This window comes from Bacillus cihuensis (assembly GCF_000504145.1).
Lineage (GTDB): Bacteria > Bacillota > Bacilli > Bacillales > DSM-1321 > Peribacillus > Peribacillus huizhouensis.
On the sequence record NZ_KI632495.1, the window covers coordinates 22,619 to 40,005 of the forward strand.

Genomic DNA, 17,387 nt, shown 5'->3' on the forward strand with positions numbered 1-17,387 from the left:
TATTTCTGACAATTTACTGTTGTTTTCACCTTTAGGGTTTTTCATCCCCTTAATTTGGGAAAAGTGGTATTCCTTTAAAAGAGTTTTATTTTTAGGTTTAACAGTAACTTGCTTTATTGAAATTATTCAAATGTTTATTGGGCGTAGTACCGACATTGATGATGTTATTTTAAATACATTCGGAATACTTATAGGATACGGAGTATTCTTAATGCTTAACTTAACTATTGTAAAACTGATTCATAAAAAAACACCCCAAAAACAAAGAGTTTTCTGAGTAAAACCAGTCAATTTCTATATAATGATAATGCTTTATTATAAAGAGTTTGTGAAAAATTGTACTTAAGCTAACGGGTGCGTTACTTCTGTAAGGAGTATAAATTCAATAAAATAAAGGAGTAAAATTAATTGAGTGAATATATTTCATCAGGTGCTATTCTTGGAAGCATTATTGGATTATTTTTATTAGTAGTAGGTATATTTCATAACAAAAATCGCCATGAAAAATCGAGAAATGTGGGAGGGCTACCTTTTTTAGCAGATATTATTTTATTGCTTCCGTGGTACATAATAAAAATATTACTCATATTATTGGGAATATCATTAATTATACTTCCAATAATTTCTTTATAGAAATTGAGAATTCCTTATTAAACTAACGGGTGCGTTAACGCCATAAAAAGGCTGCCAAATGACGGCCTTTTTCGAATGTATGATTCTATCTAAAATCATACATTCAGAAAAAACTTCTTCAACTAACGGAGCAAGTTAGCTGAAGAAGTTTAGACGCGACGTACTATAATTTTTATTATGAAAATTATAGAATTATTGGAAAGGGGGCTGTATATGAAGCTAAATTATAAAATTTTTTTACCCAATCACCTTAAGGGATATTTGGAATTAAGAGATGTAATTATTAATTGGAGTAAAATACAGAATAACTCTGGTTTTGAAGAGTTTACAATGATAGATAATAATGGGGTAGAAAAAGGGTACGTTATTACTTTAGGGTTAGTTAAAGAATCATTCGAAGAATTGAAACAGAAAATATTTACCGAATTTTCGTTAGATTTATCAGATGCGGTGATTATTGACTACAAACATTATCACATAAGTCGTTTAAACGATAATTATGAAGTTCTACACGAAGCCACAGCATTTCAGATAGATGAAGATGTTTGGGAAGTTTACTATACAGATGGAGTATTTTCTGATCTACCAGAGGTATATAAAGGTACTTTACTAGATGAGGGCATTTTTATATTTAAGTTAGAAATTAGTAATAGTAAGGATCCTATGGATATGCTAGAACTTAATTTTGATAAGTGGATTGAACGGAAAAAATAGAATTTCTTATTCAATTATCGGGTGCTTATGTGAAAGAAGAATTTGCATAAAACAGCCTTTTTTATGCAGATACCAGGCTTCTTCAGAAGCCGAAATTGTTGATTCATCAACATTGTATAAAATCATGTATAACCAATAAAAACGGACGATTCGGAACTTCCGATAGTTCCCTTTATGTTAACTAGGTTTGTATACAGTATTCATTATGTTTATTTAATAGGGCCATAGATAATAGCCTATAATAATATTAAGGATTTTAAATAAAAAGTAGGTGAAAATCAAATGTTAAATGAAGGTGTAGGTGGATCATTAATCGCTTATTCGGATTTATTTCTTGTTCACTGTCCTAGATGTAACAGCTGTTCTAGAATTTTTACTCCCAGCAATGCAAAAGGTCAGAATGAACCAGGGTATATAGGACACGAATCCAAGCGTTTAGTATGTAGTAAATGTGGGTTTATCAAAGATATACATCCAAAAAGAAGATGGGATAATCTGTGGGCATTTAGCCATGAACTATTTGATGAAAAACAAGGGATTGATTGGTACTTCGGTTTACCTTTATATCTTCAAACACAGTGTTGTGGACATAATATATGGTTTTTTAATTTCGAGCATCTTTCCCATATAGAAGATTATATTAAAAAACATGTAAGACCTTCTGGATTATATTATTTGAGTATTGAAAGTAGGCTGCCAACATGGATGAAACTTTCAAAAAATAGAGAAGAAGTACTTAAAACGATAGAAAAATTAAAACAAAAAGTTTAACCTGCAATTTATTCTTGTTTTATTTTCTCTTCCGATAAAGGTGATTATGTAAACTCTTCTTGAAATAAAATAAGAGGTGTTTTTTAATCTAGCTTATTAAGCTCCCTCAGTTAGATACGATTATCTCTCGAATACTCACTTATTCGCAGGATTTCAAATCACTTGAAAGAAAAATAAGGGATTGATTGAATGAGTTTTGACAATTTGGCTACATGAAGGCGTACTTAAATAAAGGAGGCAGTGATAGCTCCAATGATTTCCATATAATGTACGTATTCTCCACGCCACCCTTGGAGGTTTTCACTCCCATGTCTCAACGGGTCAGAGCCCTTTTGCACAATAAATCCGGTACTTCGTACTTTCTTTTGAGATCCTACGAATAAGCCAATATTCGAAAGATATTAATCTTAAAAGCTATCAGCTACTTTGATATGGTTATAAAAGAATTGCAGTAAGTTTACGTTAGGCTGCCAATGGTGTGATAGGGTGCACTTCGTCAGGGCGATAGGATTCATTCTTTCGCGCCATTCCTACTAATATTCTTGCAAATTTATTAATTAATTTCATGATGGATTTCATTTTTTTCATCTTTTTTACATGAACATTGTTAGAGTGTAGCTCTTTAAAATCAGGGTTGTTCATGACAAGACTCATTGTCGCTAAGTACAAGAAACGCCGCAAACGGGACCTCCCACGTTTAGAAAGGACAATTTGACCCTTCCATTTACCCGAACTAGCCTCTGCTAGATGTAAACCGGCATGACGTAATAAAGAATTACCATGAGCGAACCCACTTAAATCTCCTGCTTCACCTAAAATGCCTGCAAGTGCAATTTCACTGATTCCTTTAATGGTAAGTAACTTTCTCGCGAAAGTAATTTGTTTAAGGACCTCAGTGACTTCTTTTTCAACTCGCTCAAGTTGGATTGTTGCTAGATCAAATTCTTCAATTAATTGTTCTAGGTGTAATTTATAAGCATCAAGAGCTTGGTGAGTACCAACAGAATGCTTAGCTAATTCAATTAGTAATTGTGCTTTTTTTAATCCAGCTTGGCGTTTCATCTGGGTTTTCCAGCCATTAACGATATCCTGTGCTTTCATTGAACGAAGTTCAAGTGGTGTTGGAAATAATCGAAGGGTGGCAATTGCACCTTTTCCTTTAACATCTTTAAATACCTGTCGAAGTTCAGGAAAAACAATATCTACCCAACGATTGATTTGATTGACAGCACTAACAAGTCGTTTAATTGTCATGTCACGGTTAGACATTAAAACTCGTAGTTTTTCAAAGGCCTCTGAAGCAGGACGAATAAAGGAATAGTAACCATTCTTCACCATATCAGCGATGACAAGAGCGTCTTTTTTATCACTTTTTGAACGGGAATTATCTCGGTTTTCTTTGTTCTTTTTTACAAGATGGGGGTTAACAGTTACTACTTCAATATCTTGTTCATATAGCCATTTTGATAAGTTAATCCAATAATGACCCGTAGGTTCCATACCAACTATTGTAGAATCAAATCCTTTTAGGGTTTGTAACTGGTTCATCCATTGTAGTAATCTAGCAAATCCTTCTTCATTATTATTAAAAGAGAGAGGATCACCGACTATAATCCCTCGAAAGTTAACAGCACGAGCGACGTGAACTTCTTGTGCTATATCCACACCGACAACGAGATGTTGGCTAGAAATTCTTTCAATCAGTTGATTTTGTTTGTCTTGCATTTTAAACTTCATAGTAGAGCTTCCTCCTAAGAATGATTTTGTGTTGTGTGTGTATAATCATCTTACTGAGGGGCTCTATTTTTATCAAAGGTGAATATTAACCATCTACAGGAATTCTAACGGTGCAGAATAGTTTAATAAGATTTTAGGAAAAATACTCTTTAATTTAATATTAAAGGGGCGAAAAGATGAAAAAAGTTGGAGTAATTTTAATTAGTTTATTTATAAGTGTATATCTCAATAGTCACCTTGTTTTTGCTGAACAAAATTCACCAGAAAAATTTCCTAAACCATATGTAACTACTCAAGATGTTTTATTCACACTCCTTCTTCCTGAAATGGATAAAATTATTAATGTGAACTATGATAAAACTAAACAACATTGGAATATAGATAGAGTTCTAAATGTTAAGTACGATTCTGAAAAATTAAAAGGGTGGTATGAAATTGATTTTTCAATTCAAGTTTTTGATAATCTTGTAAAAGATATCTACCATTATGATTATATGACCATAAAAGTAGGAATTAAAAATGAAGAAGGAAAAACAGATAATAAAATTGAGTTAGTGAACTATAAAAAGAAGTAAAGTAACATCTTCTTCAATTAACGGGTGCGTTAGTTGAAGAAGGCAATTCGCCGCCATCGGATATCCAACAACCGTCATTTGTCTCAATGGATGTTTAAGGGAACCACATTAGGTCCCTTTTTTTATTTGCATTTTGCAGGAATTCCTATGGAAGTCCCTTCAATTTCCAGTATGATTGAGCAAGTATAAGCGATTACAATGGAAGATGATAGAAATCACAAAAGAGCGACCGTAATTGTCTTGGTTGCGTGGAGGACTGCTTCAATGATAAGTAATTATGAAATAATTGTAAGTGGCTCTGAAGGAATATACGGTATGATTATCATATGTTTTTTATTCAGTATACTAACCGCGGCGAGATTCGGATCAAAAGATAATGGACCAACTAATTTAATGATATATATAAACAAAGTGACATCGCTTTTTTTATTTTTAATCCCTTTTAATCGTAAAATCACAGTATGGGCAGTTCTAATGCAACTATTTACTTATGTTACTTTCGTTAGTTTTACTTTTTTAGATGTGGTACTGAAGATAAATAGTAAAGGAATAGATAGAACATTTGCTTTAATAATAGCGATTTATATGGGTGTTTTTTTAGTTATGTTAATTATTGATGTTATTGTGTACGACGTAAGAAACAAGAACATTATTTAAGACATTGGTTATTTTATTGCTGCAAAATCAATTTCTTTTAAGCTATCTAAGCCTAAATAATAAATTTCTTCTTAAGCTAACGGGTGCAAGAGCTGGGGACTGGGTAGCTGTTGCAGCCTCTTTGTTGTTCCACCAACGGATAGAATAATTGAAGATTATAGTTAAAACTAAGAATAAAATTAACAAAAAATAAACGGTGATTTTTATGCAAATGTACATTCAAATCTGGATTGTTGGTATCTTAATATTCCTAACTGTATTCTTTAAGGAAAAAACGAACTGGAGAAAACATCTTCTTAGGTTTATTTATTTTGTTGTTGGTTTCTCCATTTTGTATTTTCTATTAGATCTATTGTTAAACAGGATTTTGTAATTTTTTACTGACAGGGTGCGTTTCTAAAATAGTGAAGACGCATCTCTTCTTCAAGTAACGGGCAGCTTAATTCAATATGGGATAATTAAAACGCTTTGAGAAACGAATAAAAGTAAATGGAATCCTTTAATACAATAAATAGGAGTAGAAAAGATGAATTCTTTGATAAAAGATTTTTTATTTTATTTAATGGCATTCTTAGGTGTTTTAATTATGTTTATTAGCGTCATTAATATGTGGATTATAGATACGATGAATAAGAAGAGTGAACAAAAGAAAAGTAAATCAAGACATGTAAAATTACTGATATCTGGGTTAATTGTTTTTGTTTTATCCCGTATCTTACATGGACAAATTCTCTAAGTGGTTAATAATGACAACCCTTTTTAAGCTAAATGGTGCAAAAGTTTAAGATTTAATGCTGTCATTTTGGGAGCTTTTCTTGTTTTACTAACGTGGCAGGATAGTTTAATAAGCAATCACAAAAAAATCAACCGTAAAAGAAGGTTAGATTGTTAATATTAATATTGACATTAATTTCATTTAATTACTAAAGAGGCGACGTGTATGAAAAAAGTATTTATTTTTATGTCTTGTATTGTGGTGCTTTTTGTAATGATTGTGAGTACCAAGAGTGCTTCAAATTATTTTGCTGTTCTTACAAACATAGAACCATTGTCAAAGAGTGCTTCGTTGCTAACTTTATTGTTTATGCTCTTTTTCTTTCTTGGAGTTTTCTTTACTGCTCTGGTAGTTTTAATGTGGGTACGCTTTTCTAAGACGAAATCGTGAAGATTAATTGCAAAAAAAACGGGTAGCTTTAATTGAACAGCGGGGTTGCGGAGGCTATCCTGTTTTTTATTGAGCTAACGTGGAAGGTTAATAAGATGTTAAAGGAAAACTAGTCTGTTTTGGAGAATTACCTACATAGATAAATGACTAGAGGTGGGAAATAGTGAGAAAAAATGTATTTTTATTGGGGTCAATTTTCCTTATAGCGTTATTTATATTCAATATTTATCAATTGAATCGCCCAAAGGTTGGTCCAATTGGAAATGGTGAAATATCTACAATATCTTGGATTTTAACCTTTTTCCCATTAATATTGGCATTAATATTTTTATTGTTGTTTATCACTTTGAGCGTCCGTAATAGAAAAAAATAAAGTGGCTAATTGTGTAGAAGAAAATTCAGCATCACCACCTTACAATATAAATCAAATACATTTACTATCACCTTTAGAATAGCTTTGTGAAATAGTGTACTTAAAGTAACGGGTGCTTTAGTGAAAGAAGAATTTGTATAAAATACCCCTTTTTTATGCAGCTACCAGGCTTCTGAAGAAGCCGGAAATATTGATTCATCAACCATGTATAAAATCATGTATAACCAATAAAAACGGACGATTCGGAACCCCTTGAGTGACTTTATGATAACTAGATTTGTATAGAGCATTCATGTTGTGTTCCTTAGAAACCTTATTCAGCAAACGGGCCAAATTGTTTAATAAAGAAATTTAGCAATCTAGAAGAAATTATTGATTGTTATGTGTGCTAAACTTGACTCTGCACATAACATTAATGAAAACTGCAAAGTATAATGTGACATCCCTCATGAACAAAGGAGAACTGAAAATGAGAAAACTCGTTCTATTTCTGCACGCATCGCTTGACGGTTTTGTAGAAGGGCCAAACGGTGAAATGGACATTGGCTGGGTTTCCTACGATTCTGATTTGGAGAAACACGCGAAAGAAATTCTGAGTACTGCCGACACTGTCATTTGGGGACGTGGGACTTATCAGATGATGCACAGTTACTGGCCATCTGTGCCTTCGAACCCATCAGCTTCGCAGTATGAACGGAATCATGCCGAGTGGATCGAAAAGACAGCCAAAATCGTTTTTTCCACGACGCTGGAGAAAGTCGAATGGAACAATTCCAGACTGGTGAAAGAAGATGTCGAGGAAGAGATCAAGAACCTCAAACAGCAGCCAGGCAAGGATATGGTCATCCTAGGCAGTCCTAGATTCGCACACTACCTTATGCAGCTTGATTTAATTGATGAGTATAAAATTACGGTTTCTCCCGTCCTGGTCGGCAGCGGGTTGCCGTTATTCCAAGGTCTCAAGGAGAAGATCAATCTTAAACTTATCGAAAACAAGACATTTGATTCTGGAGCCATAGGTCTCGTTTACCAGACGGGTAGATGACCTTGTCACCTAAAATAGATTACGCTAACCGGATTACGTTAGCACAATAAAAGCAGCGGCAGTCTAGGTCTTTCGAGTTCCTAGTCCGTCACTGCTTTTTTTACGAGTCAGTCTAATTCAGTTTGTCGGGTGATCGACAAACTTTATTTTTTAAACCAACACCAACCCCTTTTTCTTATTTTTAAGTAACAGGGGAACAATGGAAATTGTAATTGTATTATCTTGAAATCAAGTCTTCCATATAAGGGCGCGATTCTTCAATAAAGAGGATCGCTTTTTTCCGTTATAGGGACATTTAATAGATGAATAATTTCAAGATAATTGTGTTTCCGAAAAATTTCACATAGACTATATGGGCAGTTTAGAGCAATAATCACAACCGTATTCTGGTAATATACTTCATAGGAGGAAGTAAGATTAAGTGGGATAATTGTAAGAAGTATTAGTACTTCGGGCAGATCATCGGCTATGTGTACTAACAGGCCCTCGAGAAAAAGCTTCTTTTCGACATTCTCAAGCTACTTGTGTCTGGATATGAAAATAAGTTTGAAGAATTGGAGGGTATAATAGAAATATATAATAAGTTGAATCAGGTTAGAATTGCGAACAAATCAACTACAATACAAAAAGTTTTTTCAATAGTAATTGCAATTATTGCCGGAGTTATATGCTGAAAATAAACGTCAAATTACTATGAGAAAACAACGTGAAAAGGAATTTTTTGATACTAAGAAAGATACATATCCATCATTATATAATTGGCTTGAAAACTCATTCTAGGGGGAAATGTAGAGATGAAACAATTGGATATAATCCTTTGTTTTCTTCTACTAGTTTTGTCACTACCTCATGAAACATCTGCACACAGTGGAAGAACGGATTCGTATGGTGGCCATAATAAAACAGATGATGGCACGTATCACTGCCATTCTGGAGAATGTTTAGAGGACGCTTGGGAAAGTACATATAAGACTGTGTTCCCAATTGGTCAAGAAGATGGCCGAAAAGGTGAAAATCGTTATGAAGAATATGAAGATATATTACACAATAGAGTGCTTACCGGAGAAATAGATGACGAAAAAGCTGATTATTTGATACCTTACACTTTGAAGGCTTATAAAATGGGTTATGAAGATACCTATGTCCCTACATTTTGGGAAAAAGTTTGGGAAACATTCAAGGAAAATCCATTATATATTCTATTTGGTCTAGGTATATTGATATTTTGGGTAATTCCTATAATTTATAACGTTTTTCACGCGTATAGAAACAACTGTAAAAATAAAATATCCCCTAATAGCCATAAAAAAGACCATTAGGGGGATGGATGTAGTTTTATAAAAAAGATTGATCATTTAATACAAAGTTCGATTATTTAAAACAAAGATTGATCATTTATAATAAAGTTTGATTAAAAATCCTGTGTTGATATGCAGGATTTTTTTTGTTCAACAAACGGGCCATATTGTTGAGGAAAGTAAACAAATATTTATCTCTAATGCAATTGAGATTGTGAAGGATTACACTTAAAGTAACGGTGCAGTTTAGTTGAAAAAGCGAGATAACTCCTTCATGTTGCTTTTGAGCGAAACAGGTACACAGAAAAGGCATGGTTTTAGCCATGCCGATAGATTTATTTATTTAATTTATCTAAAGCCCCAATATTGCTGATACTGAGGCATGTAGGGATATTGTTGATTATATTGTTGTTGTTGATACTGTTGAATTAAATACCGCTGAGAGAAATTTTCATTTTTACTATTGCAGTTTGTGTAAGGACCTATAACTGTTGATGGTTTAACCGGTCCAATTGCATCTTTCCATTTATTTTCATCAAGACAGTAGGTATGTGCCATAATATTTGTAGGAGTATATTTTAATATGTCTGAACCAAAAACCACCTCTGGAGTTGGTGCATCAAAAATTGCTAAAAAGTGAGTGTTATCAGCAGTAGCCATTTGATAATGCCACCAACCTTGTGGAATGTTTACCACTTGACCGGGGGTAATAGCGTAATTGAGAATTTGTTTTGTAAATGGGTTCAGCATCGAAACAGTTATCGCCCCGGAAATACAATAGTTCAACTCGGCAGCATTTGGGTGATATTGAGGTTCTGCTACATTATTGGCACTTAGGAAAATGTCTAACAGAGATACATTTTCCAATGTATTTAACTGGTTCACACCTAATATGTTAATAAGGTTGTTGTTATCCTTTTTAAACAAGGGACTGTTATTTACGTCAAATGTGTATTGAGTTGATGGTGATGTGTAATCCATATATAAAGTCATAATTTTCTTCACCTCATTACATAAGAAATATATAGGTATTTTATGTACTTAAAACATGTTCGGTGTGCAAAGTGATTGAGAATAACTTAGTGTGAAGCAGAAGAGAAGGTACATCTCAAAAATGAACGTTTTTGAGATGATTATGTTTATGCTTTGTTATAGCTAATTCGCTTCCTTTTAAAAGTGGTTTTGGACAAGATAGTAGTACATGAAGGGAACTTGTGAAACATTGTACTTACACTAACGGGTGCGATAGTGAAAAGGCAGCGGAGAATCCGTTGCCTTTTGCCATTCACTTTTAAAAATATTTTCTGTAAAATTCTCTTCTAACACTTCCACTTAGCTGAGCATAAATCCTAGTGGTCTCGCTTTTTTCGTGTCCCAGTAAACTTTGAATAACATCAATAGGAGCTCCGTTGTTCAATAGGTGTGTCGCATAGCTGTGGCGTAGTTGATGTGGATGAATTTCTTTGTCGATCCCTGCTCGACTTGATATTCGTTTTATGATATATCTCATTTGTCCAATACTCATTCTATGTGGGTGCCGTTCAGTAACAAAAATAGCTGGGTCTTTATCCTGACGAAGATCCAAGTATCGTTTGAGCCAGATTTCACACCGTATATTAAAGTAGACCTCCCTTTCCTTATCACCTTTCCCAAGCACAATGGCGGAACGATTTGACCAATTAATACAATTTTTATCAAGAGAAACAATTTCCCCTATTCTACAACCTGTTGAAAACATAAATTCAAATAACGCCTTTTCCATTGGCGTAATACATGCTTCCCTCAAATGTTCTATTTCTCTCTCTGTTAAAAATTTTGGAATCCGTTTTCCTTGTTTAGGTTCTTTGATTTTTGCAGCAGGATTCTTCGGTATGTGCCCTTCTTCGTGTGACCAACGAAATATCGATTTAATAAATCGAATTCGATGAGCCATACTTGATGGCTTGAGGTGTTCACTGGATTTTTCCAAGTATTCTTTCAGCCGATCAGTAGTCAATGATTCAATATTCACATCGTCAAAGTATTGGATAAGTAGCTTAGATTGGAGATTATATGCTTTTAATGTCTGAGGGGAGAATCCTTCGATCTTTTTATCCGATCCATATAATTCCCAAGTTCTTGATAATAACAAAAAAATCTCCTCCTTTTCGTATTGGAGGAATTATTGCCTTGATTGTAGAAATGGAGACGTAAGGAATTGTTTCGCATTGGAAGAAAACAATCTCAGTTCGTCAACGAAAACATCTGCTCTATTTGAACCCTTAATTAAACTCTCTTTATTAGAGAGCTACAACAAATATATATTTTATTCCAAAACCACAAACAAAAATTCCTAAAACAAGGAGTTTTCCAAATTAATTTTGCGCCGTTTCTTTAAAACGTGGAGGAAAATTATGATAACTATTGATAAAAAAGGTTATTTTAATTTATCTCTAAAAAAACCCTGAATATAAAGCCGAGATCCAGTTTTAATTTTAAAGTCTTTCTTCATTCTCGGTGAAGCCGCCAATACCACACTACCTTGACGGTCCGTGCTGCCAACAACAGCAAGGTAACAACTCATTGGATCAAGTCCAAGCATTACTGCTGCAACACTAGCATAAAAAGCCTTCATGTCTATACATAAGATAGCACGTTTAGGAAATTGACTATAATCCATCATTTTTCCCTCCATTATGCTTCTTGCACGCTAATAATATTTTTAAAAGGGATGTGATGAAAGTAACCATCTAAGTCTTGGAAAATAATTTGGCTTTTTAACTGATTAATGTAATGAGTAGTTCCGGTAATCGACTCTACAAAACCATTATTAAAAACTTTAAAAGTGACAGGCGTATTATATTCCATTGCCTCACATATGATTATTTCTATTTCTTCAATTTCTTGTTCATCAAGTATGGGTTGTTTTATCCGTTGTTCATCAACTAGAACATCCTTTAGACTTTGTACATGTTCTGGAAGCATCATAGCTGTCCATTTAATTGTTCCTCTATCACGAATCATATGACCATCTCCTTCGATATTAATATTATATGCAAACATTCGTTCGGATACAACTCAAAACCGAACTAATGTTCTTATAAAATAATGGTAAAAAAGGAACTGGTAAAATGTTGGGATTATTTATATCGTCACTTGAAAAGCAAATACCTGTAGAAATTATGTATATGAATAACAAGGGAGTCATTACGGATCGATTGATTATTGTTAAGAGGATAGAGGAGAAATTTATCCGTGCTTATTGCCTAACAAAAAGGCAGCCTAGAATATTTATCAAAGCCAACATTTTGTCAGTCGCTAAACCACGGATAAGAAATGGAGTAAATTATGCTTAGTGAACTTACAACAAGACAGATTAATATAATGAAGGCGATTAAGGATATAACTTTAGAAAATGGAAATCCTCCAACTATTAAAGAGGTGGGAAATGAAGTTGGGTTAAGTTCGTCATCCACAATTATGGGGCATATAATTATGTTGAAAAATAGGGGAATTGTGGACTGGGAAGATGGTAAACCAAGAACATTGCATTTAATAAATAAAGAGGAAGAAGCACTTGTGTAAACAGATAAATGAAGAGTCCTATTCGATGTATGCGGGACTCTTCTTATGTAAATTATGCGGTTGCTTTGACTTGCTGAATTAATTCCATTTCCAATTGATTGGTTTTTGATTCAATTCTTTTTCCAATAAAAAATACATCAATTAATGCCCAAAGTCCCAATCCACCTAAAGTTAACGTCATCCCAATCCCTATACCAATATCCCCAGCATAGTATCGATGACCACCAATTCCACCAAAGAAAAACCACAATAGATAGGCAAGCCCTTTACTTTTTTGTTTCTTTTCTAGTTCACTTTGAACCATTGCCAACTGTTCGGCCGATAGATCTTTTTTTAATAAAATATTATTCATATATAATACCTTCCTTTCAGAGTAAATAGTACCAGTTATGGCACTTAGATGTAAATACCTATTTTTTGTTAATTTTACCCATTGTATAAAAAGGAAAAAACTAATATAGATAAAGACCTTCTCTAAAAGGGACTGTTTTTGAGTCTTTTATACCATTAGTGTAGTCTGGTATTGTGAATTGGGATATAATTTGAAAAAAATGAAAATATAGGAGGATGTACATATGGAAAAGATTTGGCTTTTAGCAATAGTTTCAATGTTTACTATTATTCTAGCAGCGTGTGGATCTGACCAAAAAGCAAATGTGCCACAAAAAGACGATAACAAAGCTTCTTCTAATACAGAGGCTATAGCTGATGAAGAAGCTCCTAATAAACCGGTAATTAGCCAGGAGGCATTTTACGCTGAAGTGTTTAAAGAAGACATATAGATTTTAACAGACCATTAACTAGAACTATCCCAAGAATCTTATGATTATATTGTCGCAAATCACAAATTATCCAGCTATATCAGATGAAACAATTACTGAAGTAAAGCAAAAAGCAGATTCGTCCAAACAGCTAGGCACTTAAATAAAAACCCTCAACCATATTTCAAAAAATTGAACTTTCCAAGGTACAGTGGTTAATGTTGAGGAGACCCCATTTGAAAATCGTGAGGTCGTTTCAGCACTGCATGTACTTGATGACAATGTGAACTCATACCAAATTTTGATGTATAAAACTACAGGTGACATTTTCCAAGAAGACACTGTTCGATGTTTGGGTGTTCCAGTCGGACATCCAGTTTTGAAAATGTGTCAGGTGGAACAACATATATACAGAACCTCTTTGGATCTCATGTTGAAAAAATATACTAATTTCATTAATGCTCCGTTCCTTTAAGAAAGGGGTTTTTTATACTCTTCCAGCCAAGTATTTAGATATGTTTTCTAAGATTCGTTAGTTATCTCATAACCTTCTCGCAATTGCCTTTCCATTTCTTCAGCTGCTAACTGTGTTCTGGTTTACTTTCGGACCCTTTCTTTGATCTTTCCTTTTGTTTATTTGTGAAAGGGTCCTTATGCAATACTCGGTATTCCGAGAAGTATTTTGCATATCCTTTCTTTTTATACTTGTACAAATAGATCATTTCGAAACTCCTTTCGATTCGTTCAGAATTACTCGTACTAACCTTTTAGAACCCCTTTTCGAAACCTTTAGAATGTTTCAGAACCTACTTTTTAAGAAAAAGTGAGCCGTCACCCACTTTATTTGATTAAATTGCTAACGTTAGAAATTTAAAAATCTTGTGTAAAACGAATTTCTTTTCCGATAATTCTTGCCGGATTATTTTCTGTGACTATAAGCCAAATCAGAAGTGGGTACCAGACATTACAGAGTTTAAATTATTCGGGGAGAAACTCTATTTATCGCCTGTTTTAGATTTATTTACGGTGAAATCATTACCTATACAATCGGATCTAGACCCACCTACTCCTTTGTTTCAGAGATGTTAGAAAAGGCGTTTGAACACTTATCTGAAGAGGATGAGCTTCTAATGCATTCCGATCAGGGCTGGCACTATCAAATGAAACAGTATCGCCACTCTTTAAAAGAAAGAGGTATTACATAAAGCATGTCTCGTAAAGGCAACTGTTACGATAATTCCGTTATGGAGAATTTCTTTGGCATTATGAAATCAGAGTTTCTATATTTCAAAGAATTTGAAAGTGTGGAACATTTTAAACTAGAAATGGAGAAATACATAAAGTATTATAACAATCAACGAATTAAGGCAAAATTAAAAGGCATGAGTCCGGTACAATACCGAATCTATGCCCAACAAGCTGCCTAATGAAATAACCGTGTCTAACTTTTTGGGGTCACTTCATTGAGAAAGGGGTTCCGTTAGGGAGGGAAATTTAAAATATCTCACGAATTAACACTGAAATTAGTAAAAGATTTAAACCAATAAACAGCATAAAAAAGAGCATCCACCGATGCTCTTTTTTATATGGAATTTACAAGTTATTATTTTTAACATCAGTTATAATTGAATTTCCCTCTTTAATTATTATATACAGGAAAAATACTGCGAAAATAATGAATAGAAGTCCGATTAAAAAGTATGTGATTTTTACCAAAATATTTGCGGTTTTCTTCGGTAATATAAGGTGAAAAATCACTACAAAAATACCAACAATGAGGTATCCGATGGTTTCAGGTAGGTTGAAAAAACTAAATTTCTTAGAGTTGTCTAGAATTTGCTCAACATCTTTTACAAATTTTCCATTTATCATCGAAAAACCCCATACCGCAATTCTAATGACTAACAGAGGAGCCATTACATAAAAGAATACTGTAATAAACAATATAATCCCTCTCGATCTTCATTTTGGATTGGGTGCTACCTTACCCCTTACTCGTTAGAGGGGTTATTATTTATTGGATGTTTCTATTTAGCAAATGTTTTTAGCAAGATTATTATTAAACGCTATTCCATCTCTAAGGAGTTTTAATTCAAGCTTATCATGCTTTGTTGTGGAAAAGAGGATAAACAATAAAAAATCTTACTCGATTAATGTTTGCTTCTATGTTGAATGGGGAAAATAATAAACACCCCTGTGATTCATATGCTAAAAGCCCTTCTCTTAATTGAGAGGGCTTCTTTTGGATAATCGTTTGTTAAACTAAAGCATCAGTTAGTCATAATGAACGAAACGGCCCCATCGCTTAACGTAGGTTGCACTTGGTCATAATGTTACTACCCAAATAAAAAACTAAGTGTAGAACTACACACGAAAAGGAGCCGTTATTATGAAGGATGTACAAAAATTTGTTGGTTTAGATGTATCTAAAGTTACTATTGCTGTCGCGATTGCTGTTTCTCGTCAGAGACTTGTGCACTTTTTACTTCGTCATGAAATTCGTTCTCCTCAAGGAGTCCGTAATTGGACTGTAAAGCATCGTGAGTGGTTAAATAAATTAACCTTTGCAAGATCTTCACAACGGATCGTTTTTCAGGAATATCTTCATGCCATCTATGAGGTTGAGGAGAGTATGAAACGACTTGAAACTCAAATACATGAAGAGGCTATTCAAAGTGAACATGCGCCCGTCATTCAAGCACTTCAAACACTAAGAGGAGTCGCAGAGGGAACCGCCGTTACTTTGCTAGCTGAAATTGGACAATTTTCTCGCTTTTCTAATCCAAGACAACTGATGTCATATGCTGGTCTAGTCCCTAAAGAATACTCAAGTGGGTCCAACCGTTGGCAAGGCTCTATTATGAAAACAGGAAACTCTCAAATTCGTCGTTCCATAGTAGAAGTTTGTTGGTCTTATCGTCATCGTCCATCTCTTAAGGGTGAGTTGCTTAAACGTCAGGAAGGTCAAGATCCGGGGGCAAAACGTATTGCTTGGAAGGCTCAACACCGTCTTCATATGAAATATCATCGTATCTCTACGAAAGGAAAAGGTTGAAAGGTAGCTGTTGTAGCTGTAGCTAGAGAGTTGCTTGGATTTGTTTGGGCTATCGGTTGTACATTGAGAATAATCAAGTAAGTGAATCAAATGTTGCTTAAGTAGATTGAAAGTAATACCACGTAATAAATAACATAGAAGGATTAGCAACTGGATCAAGGATTTTACCAGGATATATAGGTCGTATACCATTGGGGAAAATGGCTAAACTGGATGATGTAACGGGTGCTGTCTTATTTTTAGTGCCTAATATGGACAATCTTGGTATCGTACAATTAGAAAAAAATCAAACAAGAAATGAAAATGAATTCAGAATTGGTAGCTACTTTTGGAAGCTCAAGATAAGACATCTAAGTTAGTTTGGTTTAATTTCTTGCTAACGCTATCGCTTATGGTAGCTCTTATTCTAAGGTTAGCGACAATGCCTGTTATATTTATAATAGGTTTTGTAATAGCTCTTTCAGTCAACCATCCTAAATCTTGCAGAACAAAAAACGTCATTAAAGAAAATGCAAGTCATGCTGTACCAGTAGTTATGTTGGTTTGGGGTGCTGCTATTTTTACAGTTTTCTTATCTGAGACAAAAATGGTAGATTCAATGACTACAGACTTGCTGACAATTGTCCCTGATTCATTAGGGCCATTCTTCACACAATTATTGTTGCATTAATCAGTTTGTCATTAAGTTTCCTAATGTCAATAATGCGTTCTTCTTCGGTGCTTTGCCTGTTCCCGCCCATTCAGCTTCCGAATATGGGATTAGTCCTATGGAAATAGCGTGGGCAGGAGTAATTGGTCAACCACTCCATTCTATGGGACCAAAATCTACACCATTATGGGTTTTGTTAGAGTTTGTAAGAAGAGTTTTAGGACAATTCCAAAGTTACGCTCTTGTCCCGGTTATTATTTTGTCACTAATGTTTTTTATGTTTAGCTTGATTAGAGGGGCTAAAGAGAAGCTAAAGTAGGGAACATAATCAAATCTAAAAAACAATTGGGAACACTGTCACCAAAGATGAGATTGATACAATGGAAAGAA

Annotated in this window: 22 protein-coding genes and 2 pseudogenes; 17 read left to right on the top strand and 7 right to left on the bottom strand. The window is 34.0% G+C overall.

Annotation, left to right across the window (positions count from 1 at the left end; translation table 11 throughout):
* From V179_RS29645 to V179_RS0105785, 4 genes are all read left to right on the top strand, one after another.
* A partial coding sequence (locus V179_RS29645; protein ID WP_200868660.1) for a VanZ family protein occupies positions 1-277 on the top strand: 277 nt, incomplete at its 5' end.
* A 131-nt stretch (positions 278-408) separates the two neighbouring features.
* Positions 409-633: a hypothetical protein gene (locus V179_RS0105775; protein ID WP_028390655.1), complete on the top strand. Its 225-nt coding sequence runs from the start codon at positions 409-411 to the stop codon at positions 631-633.
* A 213-nt stretch (positions 634-846) separates the two neighbouring features.
* A complete protein-coding gene (locus V179_RS0105780) occupies positions 847-1,347 on the top strand; it encodes a DUF3986 family protein (RefSeq protein ID WP_028390656.1) in 501 nt (166 codons plus the stop codon).
* A 282-nt stretch (positions 1,348-1,629) separates the two neighbouring features.
* On the top strand, positions 1,630-2,118 hold the full coding sequence (locus V179_RS0105785; RefSeq protein WP_028390657.1) for a hypothetical protein: 489 nt from the start codon (positions 1,630-1,632) through the stop codon (positions 2,116-2,118).
* 462 nt (positions 2,119-2,580) lie between these two features.
* Here the strand turns inward: V179_RS0105785 and V179_RS0105790 are convergent, their stop codons facing one another.
* A complete protein-coding gene (locus tag V179_RS0105790) occupies positions 2,581-3,855 on the bottom strand; it encodes an IS110 family RNA-guided transposase (RefSeq protein ID WP_028390633.1) in 1,275 nt (424 codons plus the stop codon).
* 176 nt (positions 3,856-4,031) lie between these two features.
* Between V179_RS0105790 and V179_RS0105795 the strand changes: the two genes are divergently transcribed.
* The 5 genes from V179_RS0105795 (at position 4,032) to V179_RS0105825 (ending at position 8,989) form a co-directional block, all read left to right on the top strand.
* A complete protein-coding gene (locus V179_RS0105795; RefSeq protein ID WP_028390658.1) occupies positions 4,032-4,430 on the top strand; it encodes a DUF3888 domain-containing protein in 399 nt (132 codons plus the stop codon).
* A 264-nt stretch (positions 4,431-4,694) separates the two neighbouring features.
* Positions 4,695-5,087, top strand: coding sequence for a hypothetical protein (locus tag V179_RS0105800; protein WP_028390659.1), 393 nt, complete (start codon positions 4,695-4,697; stop codon positions 5,085-5,087).
* A gap of 526 nt (positions 5,088-5,613) precedes the next feature.
* Positions 5,614-5,823: a hypothetical protein gene (locus V179_RS0105805; protein ID WP_028390660.1), complete on the top strand. Its 210-nt coding sequence runs from the start codon at positions 5,614-5,616 to the stop codon at positions 5,821-5,823.
* 1,271 nt (positions 5,824-7,094) lie between these two features.
* Positions 7,095-7,670, top strand: coding sequence for a dihydrofolate reductase family protein (locus V179_RS0105820; RefSeq protein ID WP_028390183.1), 576 nt, complete (start codon positions 7,095-7,097; stop codon positions 7,668-7,670).
* Between the two features lie 794 nt (positions 7,671-8,464).
* Positions 8,465-8,989: a YHYH domain-containing protein gene (locus V179_RS0105825; protein WP_028390663.1), complete on the top strand. Its 525-nt coding sequence runs from the start codon at positions 8,465-8,467 to the stop codon at positions 8,987-8,989.
* Positions 8,990-9,316: 327 nt separating this feature from the next.
* Here V179_RS0105825 and V179_RS0105830 read toward each other — a convergent pair whose 3' ends face one another.
* From V179_RS0105830 to V179_RS0105845, 4 genes and pseudogenes are all read right to left on the bottom strand, one after another.
* A complete protein-coding gene (locus V179_RS0105830) occupies positions 9,317-9,961 on the bottom strand; it encodes a cupin domain-containing protein (RefSeq protein WP_028390664.1) in 645 nt (214 codons plus the stop codon).
* A 298-nt stretch (positions 9,962-10,259) separates the two neighbouring features.
* Complete coding sequence (locus V179_RS0105835) at positions 10,260-11,099, bottom strand: tyrosine-type recombinase/integrase (protein WP_028390665.1); 840 nt, start codon at positions 11,097-11,099, stop codon at positions 10,260-10,262.
* A gap of 318 nt (positions 11,100-11,417) precedes the next feature.
* Positions 11,418-11,630: pseudogene (locus V179_RS30515) on the bottom strand (UV damage repair protein UvrX); the annotation flags it as partial.
* An 11-nt stretch (positions 11,631-11,641) separates the two neighbouring features.
* Positions 11,642-11,971 (bottom strand): YolD-like family protein, encoded by a 330-nt coding sequence (locus tag V179_RS0105845; RefSeq protein WP_028390636.1) that lies wholly within the window; start codon positions 11,969-11,971, stop codon positions 11,642-11,644.
* A gap of 107 nt (positions 11,972-12,078) precedes the next feature.
* Between V179_RS0105845 and V179_RS0105850 the strand changes: the two genes are divergently transcribed.
* On the top strand, positions 12,079-12,303 hold the full coding sequence (locus tag V179_RS0105850) for a hypothetical protein (RefSeq protein ID WP_028390667.1): 225 nt from the start codon (positions 12,079-12,081) through the stop codon (positions 12,301-12,303).
* Entirely contained in the window at positions 12,296-12,532 is a 237-nt protein-coding gene (locus V179_RS0105855) for a LexA family protein (RefSeq protein ID WP_028390668.1), read from the top strand. The genes V179_RS0105850 and V179_RS0105855 overlap by 8 nt, the downstream gene beginning before the upstream one ends.
* 52 nt (positions 12,533-12,584) lie before the next feature.
* On the opposite strand, the gene V179_RS0105860 is transcribed toward V179_RS0105855, so the two are convergent.
* Positions 12,585-12,884 carry a TM2 domain-containing protein gene (locus tag V179_RS0105860; RefSeq protein ID WP_028390669.1) on the bottom strand — a complete coding sequence of 100 codons (300 nt, stop codon included), beginning with the start codon at positions 12,882-12,884 and terminating at the stop codon, positions 12,585-12,587.
* A gap of 223 nt (positions 12,885-13,107) precedes the next feature.
* Here V179_RS0105860 and V179_RS0105865 point away from each other — a divergent pair, with 223 nt between their 5' ends.
* Together V179_RS0105865 and V179_RS27130 are read left to right on the top strand one after the other, a co-directional pair.
* Entirely contained in the window at positions 13,108-13,314 is a 207-nt protein-coding gene (locus V179_RS0105865) for a hypothetical protein (protein WP_028390670.1), read from the top strand.
* A gap of 915 nt (positions 13,315-14,229) precedes the next feature.
* Positions 14,230-14,720, top strand: a pseudogene (locus V179_RS27130) (IS3 family transposase); the annotation flags it as partial.
* 166 nt (positions 14,721-14,886) lie between these two features.
* Here the strand turns inward: V179_RS27130 and V179_RS0105880 are convergent.
* Positions 14,887-15,237, bottom strand: coding sequence for a hypothetical protein (locus tag V179_RS0105880; RefSeq protein ID WP_028390671.1), 351 nt, complete (start codon positions 15,235-15,237; stop codon positions 14,887-14,889).
* A gap of 445 nt (positions 15,238-15,682) precedes the next feature.
* Here V179_RS0105880 and V179_RS27135 point away from each other — a divergent pair, with 445 nt between their 5' ends.
* The 4 genes from V179_RS27135 to V179_RS29040 all read left to right on the top strand — a co-directional run bounded on the left by V179_RS27135 (position 15,683) and on the right by V179_RS29040 (position 17,316).
* Positions 15,683-16,348 carry an IS110 family transposase gene (locus tag V179_RS27135; protein WP_051404851.1) on the top strand — a complete coding sequence of 222 codons (666 nt, stop codon included), beginning with the start codon at positions 15,683-15,685 and terminating at the stop codon, positions 16,346-16,348.
* Positions 16,349-16,548: 200 nt separating this feature from the next.
* Complete coding sequence (locus V179_RS30980) at positions 16,549-16,707, top strand: hypothetical protein (RefSeq protein ID WP_161632337.1); 159 nt, start codon at positions 16,549-16,551, stop codon at positions 16,705-16,707.
* A gap of 62 nt (positions 16,708-16,769) precedes the next feature.
* Positions 16,770-17,018, top strand: a complete 249-nt coding sequence (locus V179_RS29035) for a hypothetical protein (protein ID WP_152534701.1) — start codon at positions 16,770-16,772, stop codon at positions 17,016-17,018.
* 97 nt (positions 17,019-17,115) lie between these two features.
* Complete coding sequence (locus V179_RS29040; RefSeq protein ID WP_028390673.1) at positions 17,116-17,316, top strand: hypothetical protein; 201 nt, start codon at positions 17,116-17,118, stop codon at positions 17,314-17,316.
* Positions 17,317-17,387 lie beyond the last annotated feature (71 nt).

Excerpts from the sequence above, each read along its gene's own strand:
- V179_RS0105780 (WP_028390656.1), top strand. The coding sequence starts at position 847 with ATGAAGCTAAATTATAAAATTTTTTTACCCAATCACCTTAAGGGATAT.
- V179_RS0105785 (WP_028390657.1), top strand. The coding sequence starts at position 1,630 with ATGTTAAATGAAGGTGTAGGTGGATCATTAATCGCTTATTCGGATTTA.
- V179_RS0105790 (WP_028390633.1), bottom strand. The coding sequence starts at position 3,855 with ATGAAGTTTAAAATGCAAGACAAACAAAATCAACTGATTGAAAGAATT.
- V179_RS0105795 (WP_028390658.1), top strand. The coding sequence starts at position 4,032 with ATGAAAAAAGTTGGAGTAATTTTAATTAGTTTATTTATAAGTGTATAT.
- V179_RS0105800 (WP_028390659.1), top strand. The coding sequence starts at position 4,695 with ATGATAAGTAATTATGAAATAATTGTAAGTGGCTCTGAAGGAATATAC.
- V179_RS0105805 (WP_028390660.1), top strand. The coding sequence starts at position 5,614 with ATGAATTCTTTGATAAAAGATTTTTTATTTTATTTAATGGCATTCTTA.
- V179_RS0105820 (WP_028390183.1), top strand. The coding sequence starts at position 7,095 with ATGAGAAAACTCGTTCTATTTCTGCACGCATCGCTTGACGGTTTTGTA.
- V179_RS0105825 (WP_028390663.1), top strand. The coding sequence starts at position 8,465 with ATGAAACAATTGGATATAATCCTTTGTTTTCTTCTACTAGTTTTGTCA.
- V179_RS0105830 (WP_028390664.1), bottom strand. The coding sequence starts at position 9,961 with ATGACTTTATATATGGATTACACATCACCATCAACTCAATACACATTT.
- V179_RS0105845 (WP_028390636.1), bottom strand. The coding sequence starts at position 11,971 with ATGATTCGTGATAGAGGAACAATTAAATGGACAGCTATGATGCTTCCA.
- V179_RS0105850 (WP_028390667.1), top strand. The coding sequence starts at position 12,079 with ATGTTGGGATTATTTATATCGTCACTTGAAAAGCAAATACCTGTAGAA.
- V179_RS0105855 (WP_028390668.1), top strand. The coding sequence starts at position 12,296 with ATGCTTAGTGAACTTACAACAAGACAGATTAATATAATGAAGGCGATT.
- V179_RS0105860 (WP_028390669.1), bottom strand. The coding sequence starts at position 12,884 with ATGAATAATATTTTATTAAAAAAAGATCTATCGGCCGAACAGTTGGCA.
- V179_RS0105865 (WP_028390670.1), top strand. The coding sequence starts at position 13,108 with ATGGAAAAGATTTGGCTTTTAGCAATAGTTTCAATGTTTACTATTATT.
- V179_RS27135 (WP_051404851.1), top strand. The coding sequence starts at position 15,683 with ATGAAGGATGTACAAAAATTTGTTGGTTTAGATGTATCTAAAGTTACT.
- V179_RS30980 (WP_161632337.1), top strand. The coding sequence starts at position 16,549 with ATGGCTAAACTGGATGATGTAACGGGTGCTGTCTTATTTTTAGTGCCT.
- V179_RS29035 (WP_152534701.1), top strand. The coding sequence starts at position 16,770 with ATGCCTGTTATATTTATAATAGGTTTTGTAATAGCTCTTTCAGTCAAC.
- V179_RS29040 (WP_028390673.1), top strand. The coding sequence starts at position 17,116 with ATGGAAATAGCGTGGGCAGGAGTAATTGGTCAACCACTCCATTCTATG.